This is a genomic window from Leifsonia sp. NCR5 (assembly GCF_002105485.1).
Lineage (GTDB): Bacteria > Actinomycetota > Actinomycetes > Actinomycetales > Microbacteriaceae > Leifsonia.
In genome coordinates this window covers 81,924-97,478 of sequence record NZ_NCSR01000016.1, presented here as the reverse complement: position 1 = coordinate 97,478, position 15,555 = coordinate 81,924, and the positions used below count along the sequence as shown (strand labels likewise).

Below are 15,555 nucleotides of genomic sequence, written 5' to 3'. Positions count from 1 at the left end.
GTGCTGGGGGAGGGGGAAGTCTGTGGAGTCATAGCGGGTCGGGGGATCGCGAAGGGACCACGATAGCAACGGCTCCTGACAGTCGTTGCCGCTTCCGTAGAATCGAGGTGTGGAAGACCAGTCGACGACCCGATTCCGCCTCGATATCGCGTACCAGGGCACCGATTTCAACGGCTGGGGACGGCAGCCGGGGCTGCGGACGGTGCAGGGAGAGATCGAGGCGGCGTTCGCGACGATCTTCCGGAGGCACGGCGACGCCCCGACGCTCACCGTCGCCGGGCGCACGGACGCCGGCGTGCACGCGACCGGCCAGGTCGCCCACGTCGACCTGACGGATGCGCAGGTCGCGAGCCTGCAGCGCCGCAGGGGCACGCACCAGCAGTTCCCGCTCGGCGAGGCACTGCGGAGACGCGTCAACGGCGTGCTCGGCCCCGTCGCCGACGTCATCCTGACCGGGGTGACCGTCGCACCCGAGGGCTTCGACGCGCGCTTCTCGGCCATCTGGCGTCGCTACGAGTACCGGGTCGCCGACGCCGTCGCCCTCCACGACCCGCTGCAGCGGCACCGCACGGCGTGGGTCTCGGCGGAGCTCGACGTCGAGGCGATGGATGCGGCCGCGCTCGGCCTGCTCGGACTCCACGACTTCGCCAGCTACTGCAAACCCCGCGACGGGGCGACGACCATCCGGACGCTGCAGAGTTTCGGCTGGACCAAGGACGACGACGGCGTGCTGGTCGCAGAGGTGAAAGCCGACGCGTTCTGCCACAGCATGGTGCGCGCCCTGGTCGGAGCGTGCGTCGCGGTCGGCGAGGGCAGGCTGGCGGCGGAGGAACTGATCGCGCTGCGCGACGACCGGCAGCGCACCAACGCGTTCAAGGTGATGCCGGCGCGAGGCCTGACGCTGAAACAGGTCGGCTACCCGGACGACGTGGGGCTCGCGCTCCGCGCGCTGCAGACCAGGGCGATGCGGACGCTGTAGGCCCGGCCCCTGCATCCACAGCGCTGTCGTCCCGGCTCAGCGCACCAGCCCGTTCTCGTACGCGAACGCGACCAGCTGCACCCGCGATGCCAGGCCGAGCTTGGCGAGGATGCTGCGCATGTGGCTCTTCACGGTGGCCTCGCTGATGAACGCGGTCTGTCCCACCTCCGCGTTGCTCAGGCCGCGGGCGGCGAGCAGGAAGACCTCCCTCTCCCGCACGGACAGGTCGGCGATCGCATCCGGGGCCGGTGGCCGCCGATGGGCGCCGAACAACTCGGCAGCGTCTTTCGGCGCGATCACCGCGTGACCGGCGGCGACGGTCCGGATCGCGGCGAGGACGAACTCGGGCGTCGTGTCCTTCATGATGAAGCCGGATGCTCCGGCGCGCAGGGCGCGGGCGACGGCCTCGTCGCGCTGGAACGTGGTGAGCACGATGATCTTCGGAGCGTCGTCCGCCGTCGACCCCGACAGGATGCGCTCTGTCGCGGCGATGCCGTCGAGCAGCGGCATCCGCACATCCATCAGCACCACCTCCGGTCGTTCGCGCTCGACGAGGTCGACGGCGGCCATCCCGTCGTGCGCCGACCCGGTGAACTCCAGGTCGGCCTGCGACTCGATCAGCATGGCGAGCCCGGAGCAGAACAGCACCTGGTCGTCGACCACCGCCACCCGGATCGCGCTCACGACGCCTGCTCCAGGGGAGCGGTGGGGATGAACGCCGCGACCACGTAGCCGCCGGGCACCTCGTCGTCCTCTCCCGCTGTGAGCCAGCCGCCGGCGAGCCTGGCGCGCTCGTGCATCCCGTACAGTCCGCGCGACGTTGTGGTCTGCTGCGGACGTTCGGTCGCCGTGCCGCTGGACGAGACGGCGATGGAGAGCCCCTGGCCGCGCCAGTCCAGCGAGATGCACGCGGACGGCTCCGCTCCGGCGTGCTTGAGCGCGTTCGTGAGGCTCTCCTGCACGATGCGGTAGACGGCGAGCTGCTGGGTGCCGGTGAGGTGCTCCCTCTCTCCGAACTCCTCGAGCTGCACGTCGAGCCCCGCTGTGCGCATCCGGTCGACCAGTTCGTCGATGTCGTCGACGGTCGGAGTCGAGTGCCCGACGGGGTCGGCGACGAGGGTCTGGATGAGCATCCGCACCTCGGTCAGCGACGTGCGCGCCGACGCTGCGATGTTCTCCAGCGACTCGGCGACCGCCTCCGGACGTGCGGGGGCGACGAAGCGCGCGCCGTCGGCCTGGGCGATGATCACCGAGAGGGAGTGCGCCATGATGTCGTGCACATCCTGGGCGATGCGGTCGCGCTCCTGCGACACCAGCAGGTCGACCTCCGCGCTGTGCAGCTCGTCCGTCGTCTTGGCGAGGAGCGCGTCGCTGTGCAGCTTCTGCTGCCACGCGCGACCGAAGAAGCCGAGGAGCCACGCGCCGACGGCCAGCAGGATCGCGACGGCGAACAGGATCACCCGGTTGACCACGATCGTGCCGACGTTGCCGTTCGTGTCTCCGAACGGGCCGTACCAGTCGAGCCGTGGCCCGGAGATGAGCAGCCCGGCGACCGCGACGGCGAGCCCCAGCGCGAACGCGAACGACAGCGGGCGCCACCGATCCCGGATGCTCGCGCTCACGCCAACGATCACCACCAGGTAGCCGAACGAGATCGGCCAGTCGGTGGACGAGAAGGCGCCAGCGGGGACGAGCAGCTGGCCGATCACCACTGCGGTGCAGACCGCCATCGCGACCATCGGCCAGATCCGCGCCACGGCGATGGCGAACGCGACGCCGAGCAGCGCCGCCCACCAGGGGAGGGCGCTGCGCAGGAATCCGGGAAGGATCTGATGCCGCCCGACCTCGGCGAATGCCCAGAACAGGAAGAAGGCGACGGCGACCACGGGCTCGATGTACCGCTGAGCGTGGGGGAGGAGCTTGACCATGCCGATCACGCTAGAGTGCCGGGACCGTCGCCGCACGGTTTCTGCCCCGAATTCAGCCCTGGGGCTGAGCCCGTCCCGCCCACGGTTTGACCGGCATCCCGCCTGTCGCGTACTATTGATCTTTGGTGTCCGCGCCTCTGCGGTGCGACACGCGAACGTGAGCCCTCCGAAGGGCAGGTTCCCTCCTCATCAGGAGCGGAACAGCCAGGGAGTGGGATTCACGAACACCTCCGTTCGATACAGAAAGCAGCCACTACTGTGACGCGCACTTACACCCCGAAGGCAGACGAGATCCAGCGCGACTGGGTCATCATCGACGCGACTGACGTCGTGCTCGGCCGTCTCGCCAGCCACACCGCCGCTCTCCTCCGTGGAAAGCACAAGGCGACCTTCGCCCCGCACATGGACTCCGGCGACTTCGTCATCATCGTCAACGCGGACAAGGTCGCCCTCACCGGCGCCAAGGCTGCGCAGAAGAAGGCGTACCGCCACTCCGGTTACCCGGGCGGCCTCACCGCCGTGACGTACGCCGAGCTCCTCGAGAAGAACCCGATCCGCGCTGTGGAGAAGGCCGTCCGCGGAATGCTCCCGAAGAACTCGATCGGCCGCGCCCAGCTCCGCAAGCTGAAGGTCTACACGGGCAGCGAGCACCCGCACGCCGCCCAGCAGCCGAAGCCGTACACCCTCGGCCAGGTCGCTCAGTAAGCGACCGACAGACCTTTCAGACTCAGAGATAAAGGATTATCACCATCGTGGCGAAGATCGCAGACAGCATCGAGTCGGCCCAGGCCGACAACGTCGAGTCCTACTCGACCGAGACCCCGGCCTCCGAGGCCCCCCAGACGCAGCGCCCCGTCCTCACCGTTCCCGGTGCGGCCGTCGGCCGTCGCAAGCAGGCCATCGCCCGCGCGCGCCTCGTCCCGGGCTCCGGCACCATCACGGTCAACGGCCGTGAGTTCGCCGACTACTTCCCGAACAAGCTGCACCAGCAGCTGATCACCGACCCGTTCAAGGTCCTCGACCTCATCGGCGGCTACGACGTCGTCGCACGCATCACCGGCGGTGGCCCTTCCGGCCAGGCCGGCGCGCTGCGTCTCGCGATCGCTCGTGCCCTCAACGAGATCGACCGCGACAACAACCGTCCCACCCTGAAGAAGGCCGGCTTCCTCACTCGTGACGCTCGCGTCATCGAGCGCAAGAAGGCCGGTCTCAAGAAGGCCCGCAAGGCGTCGCAGTTCTCCAAGCGCTAAGCGTCGAGAGCGCTTAGGCTTCGGTTCATGCCACGCCTCTTCGGTACCGACGGAGTCCGCGGACTCGCAAACGGTAGTCTCACCGCCGACCTCGCGCTCGGCCTTGCTCAGGCAGCTGCTGCTGTCCTGACGCAAGGCCGCAGCGCCGAGGCGCGGCGTGCCGCGGGCAAGCGCCCGACGGCGATCGTCGCCCGTGACCCTCGCGTCTCGGGCGAGTTCATCTCTGCGGCCGTGTCCGCCGGGCTCGCCAGCTCCGGTGTCGACGTGTACGACGCCGGGGTCATCCCGACGCCTGCCGCGGCGTTCCTGATCGCGGACTTCGACGCCGACTTCGGCGTCATGGTGTCCGCGTCCCACAACCCTGCGCCGGACAACGGCATCAAGATCTTCGCCCGCGGAGGCACCAAGCTCCCGGATGTGGTCGAGAACCGCATCGAGGAGCACCTCTCCCTCGAGAAGCTCGCCCCGACCGGTGCCGGCGTCGGGCGCATCCGCCGCTTCGCAGACGCCGAGGACCGCTACGTCCTGCACCTGCTCGGCAGCCTCCCGCACCGCCTCGACGGCATCCACGTCGTGCTCGACTGCGCCCACGGCGCGGCGGCCGGCGTCTCGCCCGAGGTGTTCACGGACGCGGGAGCCCGCGTCACCGTCATCGGCGACTCGCCGGACGGCATGAACATCAACGACGGTGTCGGTTCGACCCACCTCGACAACCTGGCTGCGGCGGTCCTCGCGGCCGGCGCGGACGTCGGCATCGCCCACGACGGAGACGCAGACCGGTGCCTCGCGATCGACGCGAACGGCAACGTCGTCGACGGCGACCAGATCATGGCGATCCTCGCCCTCGGCATGAAGGAGCGCGGCAAGCTGCGCGACAACACGCTCGTGGCGACGGTGATGAGCAACCTCGGGCTCAAGCTCGCGATGCGCGACAACGGCATCCGGATGGTCGAGACGGCGGTCGGCGACCGGTACGTGCTCGAAGAGATGAACCAGAACGACTACTCGCTCGGCGGCGAGCAGTCCGGGCACGTCATCATGCGCGAGTTCGCCACGACCGGCGACGGCATTCTGACCGGGCTGCACCTGCTCAGCGAGATGGCGCGTCAGCGCAAGTCGCTGGCCGAGCTCGCCCAGGTCATGACGGTGTACCCGCAGGTGATGGTGAACGTGAAGAACGTTGACCACCACGCCGTGCACACCGACGACGGCCTCAAGGCGGCCGTGCAGACCGCGGAGGCGGCCCTCGGGGACACCGGACGGGTGCTGCTGCGTCCGTCGGGCACCGAGCCCCTCGTGCGCGTCATGGTCGAGGCGGCGGACATCCACACGGCGGAACGCCTGGCGGAGGAACTCGCCACGGTCGTCCGCGAACGGCTGTCCTTCTAGCCGGTTCGCGTTTCTAGCGGGTTCGGCGGCCGCGGGCTTCGAGGAAGTCCGCGGCCGTGAACACGCTCTCGGACGGCGGAAGCATGTCCAGGCCGCTGAGGCCGGACGTGAGCGCGCCGAGGTCGACGCCGAGCACGGTGGCCACCTGCACCAGCGTCTCGAGCGTCGGGTTGCTCTGGCCGCGCTCCAGCTTGCCGTAGTTGGCGACGTCCATCCCGGCGAGGTGCGCGATGTCGCTCTGCGGCAGGCCGAAGGTGAGGCGCGCATCCCGGATGCGGTCGCCGATGATCCCTGCGGCGTTCGAGCGCTGTTCTGGCACGGTGTCCTCCGGTCGGCTCAGTGGCCGCCGTCCGCCTTTCTGGATGCGATGAAGTCGGCGACGGAGTATGCGCGCGTGCGCTTCGGCAGCAGCTCGTCGCCGTACAGGCCCTTCAGCAGGTCGCCGGGGTCGACATTGAGCGCGGTCGCGAGGCGCACGATCGTGTGCAGTTCGGCGTTCGCCTCTCCGCGCTCGATCCGTCCGTAGTTCGTGGAGTGCATGTCGGCGAGGTGCGCAGCGTCCTCCTGGCTGAGGCCGAGGGCGATTCTGGCCGCGCGGACGCGTACGCCGAACAGCTCGGCGGCGCGGGAGTGTGGGGCGGCCATACCCCATGATGGAATCACACGCGCTTTGAATACCAGAGCGTAGAAACGGTGGTGATGAACACCTGAGGCATTTACGCCCGGGTCAGAGTTTGCGCAGCAGCACGGAGCTCACCGCGTGGTCGGCGCCCTTGCGCAGCACCAGCTTGGCGCGCGAGCGCGTCGGCCGGATGTTCTGGGTGAGGTTCGGCTCGTTGATCGACTCCCAGATGCTGGATGCACGCGCCCTCGCCTGCTCCTCGGTGAGTTGCGAGAAGCGGTGGAAGTACGACTTGGGGTTGGCGAACGCGCCCCGCTGCAGCTTGAGGAACCGCTCCTGGTACCAGTTGGCGATGTCGCGGGTGCGGGCATCCACGTAGACGGAGAAGTCGAAGAGGTCACTGACGGCGAGCTGGTTGCCTCCCCCTGCCGGCTGCAGCACGTTGAGCCCCTCGACGATGAGCACATCCGGCCGCCGCACCACGATCTCGGCGTCGGGGACGATGTCGTAGCTGAGGTGGGAGTAGAACGGCGCCCGCACCTCGGCGGCCCCGCTCTTGACGGCGGTGACGAAGCGCAGCAGCGCCTTGCGGTCGTAGGACTCCGGGAAGCCTTTGCGCTCCATCAGGCCGCGGCGCTCCAGCTCGGCGTTGGGCAGCAGGAAGCCGTCCGTGGTGACGAGCTCGACGCGCGGGGTGTCGTCCCAGCGGGACAGCAGTTCGCGCATCAGGCGGGCGATCGTCGACTTGCCGACGGCCACGGAACCGGCGACGCCGATGACGAACGGCGTGCTCGCCGCCCGCTCCCCGAGGAACTGGCTGGTCACCCTGTGCAGCTGCTTCGCGCCTCCGACGTAGAGGTTCAGGAGGCGGCTGAGTGGCAGGTAGACCTCTTCGACCTCGCGCATGTCGAGCGGATCGCCGAGGCCGCGCAGCTGCACGATCTCGGTTTCTTTGAGCGGGAGGCGGGTGCTCTGGGCGAGGTCGGCCCAGTCGGCTCTGCTCAGCTCGACGAACGGGGACGAGTCGCCGTTGCCTGTGGATACGCCCTGTGCTGCGCCGTTCACCGCCATAGGCGACAAGTCTAGGGTGTCGCGCCAGGCTAAAATCGGCAGCATGTGTGGAATCGTGGGGTACGTCGGTACCGACAAGAGTGTTGAGGTCCTGCTCGGCGGCCTGAAGCGTCTGGAGTACCGCGGGTACGACTCGGCGGGTATCGCCGTGATCGGCCCGGACGGTCAGTTGGGCACAGCGAAGAAGGCCGGCAAGCTGTCCGCGCTCGCCGACGAACTGGATGCGCACCCCATCCCGAACGGCGGAACGGGCATCGGCCACACCCGCTGGGCGACGCACGGCGGCCCGACCGACCGCAACGCGCACCCGCACCTCGGAGACGACGGCAAGCTCGCCGTCATCCACAACGGCATCATCGAGAACTTCGCCACGCTGCGCGACGAACTGCTCGCCGACGGCTTCACCTTCGAGTCGGAGACCGACACCGAGGTCGCCGCTGTGCTCCTCGGCCGCGAGTACCGCAGGACGGGTGACCTGAACGAGGCGTTCCAGCGCGTCGTCTCGCGCTTGGAGGGCGCGTTCACCCTGCTCGCCCTGCACAAGGACCAGCCGCACGTCGTGGTCGGCGCCCGCCGCAACTCGCCCCTCGTGATCGGTCTGGGCGACGGAGAGAACTTCCTCGGCTCCGACGTCGCCGCCTTCGTCGAGCACACCCGCAACGCGCTGGCAATCGGCCAGGACCAGATCGTGACCATCACCCCGGATGCGGTCACCGTCACCGACTTCTCCGGCGCTCCGGTCGAGGTCGAGCCGTTCGAGATCGCCTGGGACGCCTCCGCCGCAGAGAAGGGCGGCTGGTCGTCGTTCATGGCGAAGGAGATCGCCGAGGAGCCGGACGCCGTCGCCAACACCCTGCGCGGCCGTCTGGTCGACGGAACGGTGCACATCCCGGAGCTGGACGTGCTCGGCGACGACAAGCTCGCCACCATCGACCGCATCACGATCATCGCCTGCGGGACGGCGGCCTACGCCGGTCTGGTGGGCAGCTACGCCATCGAGAAGTGGGCGCGCGTCCCCGTCACGGTCGAGCTGAGCCACGAGTTCCGCTACCGCGAGCCGGTCATCACCGACGGAACGCTGGTCATCTCGATCAGCCAGTCCGGCGAGACCATGGACACGCTGATGGCCGTCAAGTACGCCCGCGAGGCCGGCGCGACCGCCATCTCGGTCTGCAACACGCAGGGTGCGACCATCCCGCGCGAGTCGGACGCCGCGCTCTACACGCACGCCGGCCCAGAGGTCGCCGTCGCGTCGACCAAGGCGTTCGTCGCCCAGATCACGGCGCTCTACCTGTTCGGCCTGCACCTGGCCCGCGTGCGCGGCACACTGTCCGAGGCCCAGCAGCACGACGCCATCGACGAGCTGCAGGCCGTTCCGGAGAAGATCGCCTCCGTGCTCGAGTCGCACGACACCATCGCCCAGCTGGCCAGGTGGATGTCCGACACCCGCTCGGTGCTCTTCCTCGGCCGTCACGTCGGATACCCGATCGCCCTCGAGGGTGCGCTCAAGCTCAAGGAGCTGGCGTACATCCACGCGGAGGGCTTCGCGGCCGGCGAGCTGAAGCACGGCCCGATCGCGCTCATCGAGCCCGGTCAGCCGGTGTTCGTCGTCGTCCCCAGCCCACGCTGGTCGGACGAGATGCACAAGAAGGTTGTCTCGAACATCCAGGAGATCCGCGCCCGTGGCGCCCGCGTCATCGCGATCGCCGAAGCAGGCGACGCCGCCGTCCTCCCGTTCGCCGACGAGGTCATCCGCATCCCGCTGGCCGCACCGCTGTTCGAGCCGCTGCTGGCCGTCGTTCCGCTGCAGATCTTCGCCATGGAGCTGTCGGCGGCGAAGGGACTCGACGTGGACCAGCCGCGCAACCTGGCCAAGTCCGTCACCGTCGAGTAGCCGGACAGCCGTGATCGCCGGGATCGGGGTCGACGTCGTCGACCTGGAACGCTTCGCCCGCTCGTTGGAGAGGACGCCGCGCCTGCGCGAACGGCTCTTCACCGAGGCGGAGCGTGGACTTCCCGTGCACTCGCTCGCCGCGCGCTTCGCGGCCAAGGAGGCGCTCATCAAGGCACTCGGTGGCTCGGAGGGGGTGCGCTGGCACGACATGGAGATCGTGTCGGACGACGACCGCAATCCGGGGTTCGTGCTGCACAACGTCGTCGAGCGGGATGTGCGTGACCGGGGGATCGCGCACATCCACGTGACGATGTCGCACGATGCCGGTGTTGCAACGGCGTTCGTCGTGACGGAGAGGGAGAAGTGACCATCGGGCATCCTGCCGGAGAACGGGCGGACTTCCGCGAGGCGGTGATCGACCTGGGCGCGCTCGCCGCCAACGTCGCCCACCTGCGCGAGCTGGTCGGCACGGAGCACGTGATGGCGGTGGTCAAGGCGAACGCGTACGGTCACGGCGCCGTCGAGTGCGCGCGTGCCGCGCTCGCCGGGGGAGCGGACTGGCTCGGTGTCGCCGACCTGACGGAGGCGCTGCAGTTGCGGGATGCGGGCATCGACGCTCCGCTGCTGGCCTGGCTGCACGATCCGGAGGTGGACTTCGCGCCGGCCATCGCGGCCGGGGTCGACATCGGCGTCTCGTCGGTGGAGCAGCTGGAGGCGGTCGCCGCAGCCCGCAGGTCCCTCGTGGAACGCGGTGAGCTGCACGGCCAGGCGTTCGTGCAGCTGAAGCTCGAGACGGGGCTCAGCCGCAACGGGATCTCCGAACCGCAGTGGGATGCCGCGTTCGCCAGGGCACGCGCGCTGGAGCAGGCGGGTGACATCGTCGTGCGAGGCATCTTCAGTCACGTCTCGAACGCGTCTCCCGACGACGATCGCGCCGCTGTCGCCGTGTACAGCAGGGGCCTCGACCGGGCGGCGGCCGCCGGGCTCACGCCCGAGCTGCGGCACCTCGCCGCGTCCGCCGCTGCCCTGACCATCCCGGATGCCCGGTTCAACCTGGTGCGTCTCGGCGTCACAATCTACGGTCTGTCGCCGCTCGCCGGCCGGTCGAGCGCCGACCTCGGGCTGCGTCCGGTGATGACGTTGTGCGGGAGCGTCGCCGCCGTGCGCCGCGTGCCGTCCGGCACCGGCGTCTCGTACGACTACACCTACCGCACCTCCGGTGACACCTCGCTGGCGCTCGTCCCGCTCGGCTATGCGGAGGGCATCCCCCGGCACGCGTCCAACCGGGCGCCAGTGTCGATCGGCGGGGCGACGTTCCGCGTCTCCGGCCGGATCGCGATGGACCAGTTCGTCGTCGACATCGACGATCACCCCGTGCAGGTCGGCGACCGGGTCGTGCTGTTCGGCGACCCGGCCACCGGTGTCCCCTCGGCCGACGACTGGGCAGAGGCGGCAGGCACCATCAACTACGAGATCGTGACGCGCATCGGAGCCAGGGTGCGCCGCCGCTACGTGGGAATGCCGTGACCGGTTACCTCTGGCCTCCCGCGACGCGCGTGGTGCCCACGGCGGCGGAGATGCACACGTTCGGCGTCGAGCTCTCCGCGATCCTGCACGCCGGCGACCTGGTCGTGCTGAGCGGTCCGCTCGGCGCAGGCAAGACCACGATGACCCGCGGGATCGGCGACGGGCTGCAGGTGCGCGGGCCGGTGACGAGCCCGACGTTCGTGCTGGCGAGGACGCATCCCAGTGTCGTCGGAGGCCCGCCCCTCGTGCACGTGGATGCGTACCGGCTCGGCAGCGCGCTGGAGCTCGACGACCTCGACATCGACTTCGCCCGCTCCGTCGTGGTGGTCGAGTGGGGCAGCGGGATGCTCGACGGGGTCGCGGAGTCGTGGCTCGAGGTGGAGATCGCGCGGCCGACGGGCGCTGCGGCGGCCGACGGGGATGATGGCGACGTGGAGGACGGCGAGGACGCCGAGCTCGACGCCGACGAGCCGCGCACCGTGACGGTGACCGGCTTCGGTCCGCGCTGGGCCGCGGCTGCCGCGCCGGAACCCGTTTAGGCTTGATCCATGCTTCTCGCCATCGACACCTCCGCCGGAACGAGTGTCGCCGTGGTCGACCGTGACCGCTGGATCATCGCCGAGCGCACCGAGGCGGACACGATGCGTCACGCCGAGGTCATCGGGGAGCTGATCGAGGCGGTCCTCGCGGAGTCCGGAGTGCCCGTGAGCGCACTGTCCGGCGTCGTCGCCGGGATGGGACCAGGGCCGTTCACCGGTCTGCGGGTCGGCATCGCCGCGGCGAAGGCGTTCGCGTTCGGAGCGGGCAAGCCCCTGGTCCCGGTGGTCAGCCACGACGCCGTCGCGTTCGAGCGCTCCCGCGCGGGCGCGACGGGCGACCTGCTGGTGGTCACCGACGCCCGGCGCAGGGAGCTCTACTGGTCGGCGTACTCCGGCACGGACGAGCACGGTCTCCCGATCCGGCTCGACGGGCCGGGGCTCACCAAGCCGGACGACCTGCCGCACGCGGGGATGGAGAGGTTCGACGCCTCCACGGTCTCCGCGGGAGCGCTCGGGATGATCGCCGAGCTGCGATTCGCGAACGGGCTGCCGTTCGACGCCGACGAGCCGCTTTACCTCCGCTCTCCGGACGTGACGCTCTCGAACGGTCCGAAGCGGGTGAGCGCGTGACCGCCTGGCAGCTCCGGCGTGCCACAGACGACGACGTGGATGCGATCATGCAGCTGGAGCGCGCGACGTTCGTCTCCGACGCCTGGTCGGAGCACTCGATGCGCTCGGAGGTGGCGAGCGCGAACGGGTACTACCTGGTGGCGTTCGAGCCGGAGCATCCGGAGCGCATCGACGGCTACGCGGGACTGCTAGCACCGCAGGGGGCCGGCGAGGGGGACATCCAGACCATCGCCGTCGCACCGCACGCGCGGCGCCGCGGGCTCGGCAGGGTGCTGATGCTCTCGCTGATCGGTGAGGCGAGGAAGCGTGGAGCACGCGAGGTGTTCCTCGAGGTGCGGGCGGACAACCCCGGAGCGCAGAGCCTGTACCGCGAGCTCGGTTTCGAGGAGATCGGCGTGCGGCCCCGCTACTACCAGCCGGACGGCGTCGACGCGATCGTCATGCGTCTCGCCGTCCCGACCCCGGAGACGACCACAGCATGACCACGAGCATGAACACGCGCGACCCGCTCGTTCTCGGCATCGAGACCTCCTGCGACGAGACCGGCATCGGCATCGTGCGCGGCACCAGGCTGCTCGCCAACACCATCGCGTCGTCGATGGACGAGCACGCCCGCTACGGCGGCGTCGTGCCCGAGGTCGCCGCGCGCGCCCACCTCGAAGCGCTCACCCCCACGCTCCGCACGGCGGTCGCCGACGCGGGCATCGAGCTGGCGGACATCGACGCCGTTGCGGTCACCAGCGGGCCGGGCCTGTCCGGCGCGCTCATGGTCGGCGTCGGGGCGGCGAAGGCGCTCGCGCTGTCGCTCGGCAAGCCGGTGTACGCCGTGAACCACCTGGTCGGCCACGTCGGGGCCGACCTGCTCGACGCCCACGGGGGCCAGGGCCACCCCGTCGAGCTGCCGACCATCGCGCTCCTCGTCTCCGGCGGCCACACCTCGCTGCTCCTGGTGCGCGACCTCGTCTCCGACGTCGAGCTGCTCGGCGAGACCATCGACGACGCGGCCGGCGAGGCGTTCGACAAGGTGGCACGCGTGCTCGGCCTGCCGTATCCGGGCGGCCCGCAGATCGACAGGGTCGCCGTCGACGGCGACCCGAAGGCGATCCGGTTCCCGCGCGGCCTCACCAAGCCGAAAGACCTGGAGCACCACCGCTACGACTTCTCGTTCTCCGGCCTCAAGACGGCGGTCGCCCGCTGGGTCGAGCAGAAGCAGGACGCCGGAGAGCCGGTTCCCGTCGCCGACGTCGCTGCATCGTTCCGCGAGGCCGTCGTGGATGTGCTGATCACGAAGGCGCTCGCCGCCTGCGCCGACCACGGCGTGCCGCGGCTGCTGCTCGGCGGAGGGGTCGTCGCGAACGCGCGGGTGCGTCAGGTGGCGCAGGAACGCGCGACGGCAGCCGGGGTCGCCCTGCGCATCCCGGACTTGTCGCTGTGCACGGACAACGGCGCAATGATCGCGGCGCTCGGCGCGCAGCTGATCATGGCGGGCCACGAGCCGAGCACCCTCGGATTCTCGGCGGACTCGACACTGCCGGTGACGGAGATCCAGGTCGCGGGCTGACGGTCGCGCCGCGGTACGGCGCGACGTGGTACCCGGGTGCCCAATCCTGTGCGAGCGCTCACGGTCGGGCATCCCGGTGGCTATGGTGGTGTGCAGGGGGAACCGACTGCAACGTCGTTGACACCCCTGTGCCCGCGCTGCCAGCATTGGCTGCGTTACAGCGATTTCTCAGGATTGAAGGAGAAGGGTCTCATGACCGATCCGAACGTGCCGGCGGAGCCGGTGGACCCCAACGCGCAGAACGGTGAAGCACCGTCCGGCGACGCACAGACCGGCGCCGTCCCGCCTGTTCCGCCCGAGGCCGCCCCCGCTGCGCCCGTGCCTCCCGCGCCGCCCGTGCCCCCGGCCGGATACGGTCAGCAGCCGCCGGCGCCCGGGCAGCCGTACGGCCAGCAGCAGGCATACGGCCAGCAGCCCCAGCAGCCGTACGGTCAGCAGCCGTACGGTCAGCAGCCGTATGGACAGCAGCAGCCGTACGGGCAGCAGCAGGCGTACGGCCAGCCGGCATACGGCCAGCCCGCCCCCGGATACGCGCAGCCGTACGCTGCTCCCGCCAAGTCGCCGACGCTGAGCATCCTGTCGATGGTCGGCGGCATCATCGGTGTCGTCCTCGGCTGGGTGTACGGCATCGGTTTCCCGTTCGGCGTCGCCGCGATCATCCTCGGCTTCATCGGCAAGAGGAAGGAGCCGGCGGCCAAGGGCTTCTGGCTCACCGGCATCATCACCGGTTTCGTCAGCGTGCTCTTCTCGCTGATCATCTGGATCATCATCATCATCGCGGTGATCGCGTTCAGCGCCTCGTACAACAACTACGGGTACTGATCGTCAGAGACTCCGGCGGCCGGGATGCGCGAAAGCGTGCCCCGGCCGTCGTCGTCTCCGCCGGTGGTCAGTGGATGCGTTCCACCAGCAGGGCGGTGTGCTTGCCCGCCACCCGCGTGAGCAGCAGCGTCGCGGACGCCTGACCGCTCAGGGACAGGCGCTTGCGCAGGGTCGCCGGGTCCACATCCACGCCGCGCTTCTTGATCTCCAGGGTGCCGATCCCGCGCTCCCGGAGCGTACGCTTCAGGTCGCGCTCGTTGAACGGGAGGGTGTCGACCACCCGGAAGCCGGTGGCGAATGGCGTCTCGGTCCTGGTGTCCGACGTGATGTACGCGATGCCGTCTGCGAGCATCCTGCCGTCGATGCTCCGCGCGAGGTCGCCGATCAGGCGGGCCCGGATGACGGAGCCGTCCGGTTCGTAGAGGTATTCGCCGAGCGCGCCGGTCTCTGCGTCGTCGCTGTCGGAGGCCGCCGTCAACTCGTCGGCAGCGTCTCCGCGGATGACGAGTGCTGCGCGGCCGACGCCGGGGCGCGCAAGCACGCCGAACCACAGGCCCATCTCGACCACCTGGCCGTCGACGGAGACCCACTGCGCCTCCGCCGTCGACGGGATGAGGTCGCGGTCGAGGCCGGGGCCGAGCTTCACGCCGAGCGAGCGGCCCGTCGCGAGCTCGAAGGCGAAGCCGAGGGACGGCGAGTACTCGTCCGGATCGGTGAGGCGGGAGGTCTGGCCGTGCCCCGCCGTGCGCCTGGCGGGGTCGAGGAAGACGCCGTCGAACGAGCGCAGGTCCACGTCCTCCGCCCTCCTGTGCTCCACGGTGGTGCCGGGGAACGGGGCGAGGTTGTAGCTGGCGATGGCCGCGGTGACCTCGTCGGCGTCGACGGCGAGCACGTCGATGTCGAGCGCGGAGATCGCGAGTGCGTCACCGCCGATGCCGCAGCCGAGGTCGGCCACGCGCTCGAGGCCGGCGGCCTGGAAGCGGCCGGCATGGCGTGCGGCGACCGGCAGCCGCGTCGCCTGCTCCAGCCCGGCCTCGGTGAACAGCATCCTGTCGGCGAACGGGCCGAACTTCGCTTTCGCCTTCGACCGCAGTTTCGCCTGGGTGAGGACGGCGGCGACGAGCCCGGGGGAGTGCCCGGCTTTGCGCAGGTCGCTGACCATCCGGAGCACATCCCGCTCGGAGTGGTACGGCGGCAGGGAATCGAGCAGCCGCAGCCCCTCGGTGGAGAGCAGCTCGACGAGTTCCGACCGATCCATGCCCCTCACGCTACCCTCTTGGCACTCACGTTGCGTGACTGCTAACGCACCCCCTAAACTCCTATTAGCACTCTCACTATGAGTT

The 15,555-nt window shown here is 69.8% G+C and carries 18 protein-coding genes; 12 read left to right on the top strand and 6 right to left on the bottom strand.

What is annotated here, in order from left to right; all coding sequences use genetic code 11:
- Window positions 1–109 precede the first annotated feature (109 nt).
- Window positions 110–979 carry a tRNA pseudouridine(38-40) synthase TruA gene (truA, locus tag B7438_RS14190; protein WP_085370247.1) on the top strand — a complete coding sequence of 290 codons (870 nt, stop codon included), beginning with the start codon at window positions 110–112 and terminating at the stop codon, window positions 977–979.
- 36 nt (window positions 980–1,015) lie between these two features.
- Here truA and B7438_RS14185 read toward each other — a convergent pair whose 3' ends face one another.
- Window positions 1,016–1,603 carry a response regulator gene (locus B7438_RS14185; protein ID WP_373270200.1) on the bottom strand — a complete coding sequence of 196 codons (588 nt, stop codon included), beginning with the start codon at window positions 1,601–1,603 and terminating at the stop codon, window positions 1,016–1,018.
- 56 nt (window positions 1,604–1,659) lie between these two features.
- Complete coding sequence (locus tag B7438_RS14180) at window positions 1,660–2,907, bottom strand: sensor histidine kinase (RefSeq protein ID WP_085370257.1); 1,248 nt, start codon at window positions 2,905–2,907, stop codon at window positions 1,660–1,662.
- 258 nt (window positions 2,908–3,165) lie between these two features.
- Here B7438_RS14180 and rplM point away from each other — a divergent pair, with 258 nt between their 5' ends.
- Genes rplM through glmM form a run of 3 tightly spaced genes read left to right on the top strand, consistent with a single transcriptional unit; the run spans window position 3,166 to window position 5,546 of the window.
- Window positions 3,166–3,612: a 50S ribosomal protein L13 gene (gene rplM / locus B7438_RS14175; RefSeq protein ID WP_055894840.1), complete on the top strand. Its 447-nt coding sequence runs from the start codon at window positions 3,166–3,168 to the stop codon at window positions 3,610–3,612.
- A gap of 47 nt (window positions 3,613–3,659) precedes the next feature.
- Window positions 3,660–4,157, top strand: coding sequence for a 30S ribosomal protein S9 (rpsI, locus tag B7438_RS14170; RefSeq protein ID WP_085370245.1), 498 nt, complete (start codon window positions 3,660–3,662; stop codon window positions 4,155–4,157).
- A 27-nt stretch (window positions 4,158–4,184) separates the two neighbouring features.
- Window positions 4,185–5,546, top strand: a complete 1,362-nt coding sequence (glmM, locus tag B7438_RS14165; protein ID WP_085370244.1) for a phosphoglucosamine mutase — start codon at window positions 4,185–4,187, stop codon at window positions 5,544–5,546.
- Between the two features lie 13 nt (window positions 5,547–5,559).
- Here glmM and B7438_RS14160 read toward each other — a convergent pair whose 3' ends face one another.
- The 3 genes from B7438_RS14160 to coaA all read right to left on the bottom strand — a co-directional run bounded on the left by B7438_RS14160 (window position 5,560) and on the right by coaA (window position 7,239).
- The gene (locus tag B7438_RS14160; protein WP_247597133.1) at window positions 5,560–5,865 is read right to left on the bottom strand and encodes a helix-turn-helix domain-containing protein; all 306 of its coding nucleotides are present in this window, start codon (window positions 5,863–5,865) and stop codon (window positions 5,560–5,562) included.
- Window positions 5,866–5,882: 17 nt separating this feature from the next.
- Window positions 5,883–6,191, bottom strand: a complete 309-nt coding sequence (locus B7438_RS14155) for a helix-turn-helix domain-containing protein (RefSeq protein ID WP_085370243.1) — start codon at window positions 6,189–6,191, stop codon at window positions 5,883–5,885.
- Between the two features lie 82 nt (window positions 6,192–6,273).
- Entirely contained in the window at window positions 6,274–7,239 is a 966-nt protein-coding gene (coaA, locus tag B7438_RS14150; RefSeq protein ID WP_085370242.1) for a type I pantothenate kinase, read from the bottom strand.
- A 43-nt stretch (window positions 7,240–7,282) separates the two neighbouring features.
- Between coaA and glmS the strand changes: the two genes are divergently transcribed.
- From glmS to B7438_RS14110, 8 genes are all read left to right on the top strand, one after another.
- Window positions 7,283–9,133, top strand: a complete 1,851-nt coding sequence (glmS, locus tag B7438_RS14145) for a glutamine--fructose-6-phosphate transaminase (isomerizing) (protein ID WP_085370241.1) — start codon at window positions 7,283–7,285, stop codon at window positions 9,131–9,133.
- 10 nt (window positions 9,134–9,143) lie between these two features.
- A complete protein-coding gene (locus B7438_RS14140) occupies window positions 9,144–9,500 on the top strand; it encodes a holo-ACP synthase (protein WP_085370240.1) in 357 nt (118 codons plus the stop codon).
- Window positions 9,497–10,660, top strand: coding sequence for an alanine racemase (alr, locus tag B7438_RS14135; protein ID WP_256922045.1), 1,164 nt, complete (start codon window positions 9,497–9,499; stop codon window positions 10,658–10,660). Before B7438_RS14140 ends, alr begins: the two co-directional genes overlap by 4 nt.
- A complete protein-coding gene (gene tsaE / locus B7438_RS14130) occupies window positions 10,657–11,199 on the top strand; it encodes a tRNA (adenosine(37)-N6)-threonylcarbamoyltransferase complex ATPase subunit type 1 TsaE (protein WP_085370239.1) in 543 nt (180 codons plus the stop codon). The genes alr and tsaE overlap by 4 nt, the downstream gene beginning before the upstream one ends.
- 9 nt (window positions 11,200–11,208) lie before the next feature.
- On the top strand, window positions 11,209–11,829 hold the full coding sequence (gene tsaB, locus B7438_RS14125) for a tRNA (adenosine(37)-N6)-threonylcarbamoyltransferase complex dimerization subunit type 1 TsaB (RefSeq protein WP_085370238.1): 621 nt from the start codon (window positions 11,209–11,211) through the stop codon (window positions 11,827–11,829).
- Window positions 11,826–12,311: a ribosomal protein S18-alanine N-acetyltransferase gene (rimI, locus tag B7438_RS14120; protein WP_373270199.1), complete on the top strand. Its 486-nt coding sequence runs from the start codon at window positions 11,826–11,828 to the stop codon at window positions 12,309–12,311. Before tsaB ends, rimI begins: the two co-directional genes overlap by 4 nt.
- Window positions 12,308–13,390 carry a tRNA (adenosine(37)-N6)-threonylcarbamoyltransferase complex transferase subunit TsaD gene (gene tsaD / locus B7438_RS14115; RefSeq protein ID WP_085370237.1) on the top strand — a complete coding sequence of 361 codons (1,083 nt, stop codon included), beginning with the start codon at window positions 12,308–12,310 and terminating at the stop codon, window positions 13,388–13,390. The genes rimI and tsaD overlap by 4 nt, the downstream gene beginning before the upstream one ends.
- A 192-nt stretch (window positions 13,391–13,582) precedes the next feature.
- Window positions 13,583–14,212: a DUF4190 domain-containing protein gene (locus tag B7438_RS14110; protein ID WP_085370236.1), complete on the top strand. Its 630-nt coding sequence runs from the start codon at window positions 13,583–13,585 to the stop codon at window positions 14,210–14,212.
- Window positions 14,213–14,279: 67 nt separating this feature from the next.
- On the opposite strand, the gene B7438_RS14105 is transcribed toward B7438_RS14110, so the two are convergent.
- Window positions 14,280–15,470, bottom strand: a complete 1,191-nt coding sequence (locus B7438_RS14105) for a class I SAM-dependent methyltransferase (RefSeq protein WP_085370235.1) — start codon at window positions 15,468–15,470, stop codon at window positions 14,280–14,282.
- Between the last annotated feature and the right edge of the window lie 85 nt (window positions 15,471–15,555).

Coding starts and splice junctions, on each gene's coding strand:
- B7438_RS14185 (WP_373270200.1), bottom strand. CDS start 1,603: ATGCTGATCGAGTCGCAGGCCGACCTGGAGTTCACCGGGTCGGCGCAC.
- B7438_RS14180 (WP_085370257.1), bottom strand. CDS start 2,907: ATGGTCAAGCTCCTCCCCCACGCTCAGCGGTACATCGAGCCCGTGGTC.
- glmM (WP_085370244.1), top strand. CDS start 4,185: ATGCCACGCCTCTTCGGTACCGACGGAGTCCGCGGACTCGCAAACGGT.
- B7438_RS14155 (WP_085370243.1), bottom strand. CDS start 6,191: ATGGCCGCCCCACACTCCCGCGCCGCCGAGCTGTTCGGCGTACGCGTC.
- coaA (WP_085370242.1), bottom strand. CDS start 7,239: ATGGCGGTGAACGGCGCAGCACAGGGCGTATCCACAGGCAACGGCGAC.
- glmS (WP_085370241.1), top strand. CDS start 7,283: ATGTGTGGAATCGTGGGGTACGTCGGTACCGACAAGAGTGTTGAGGTC.
- tsaB (WP_085370238.1), top strand. CDS start 11,209: ATGCTTCTCGCCATCGACACCTCCGCCGGAACGAGTGTCGCCGTGGTC.
- tsaD (WP_085370237.1), top strand. CDS start 12,308: ATGACCACGAGCATGAACACGCGCGACCCGCTCGTTCTCGGCATCGAG.
- B7438_RS14110 (WP_085370236.1), top strand. CDS start 13,583: ATGACCGATCCGAACGTGCCGGCGGAGCCGGTGGACCCCAACGCGCAG.
- B7438_RS14105 (WP_085370235.1), bottom strand. CDS start 15,470: ATGGATCGGTCGGAACTCGTCGAGCTGCTCTCCACCGAGGGGCTGCGG.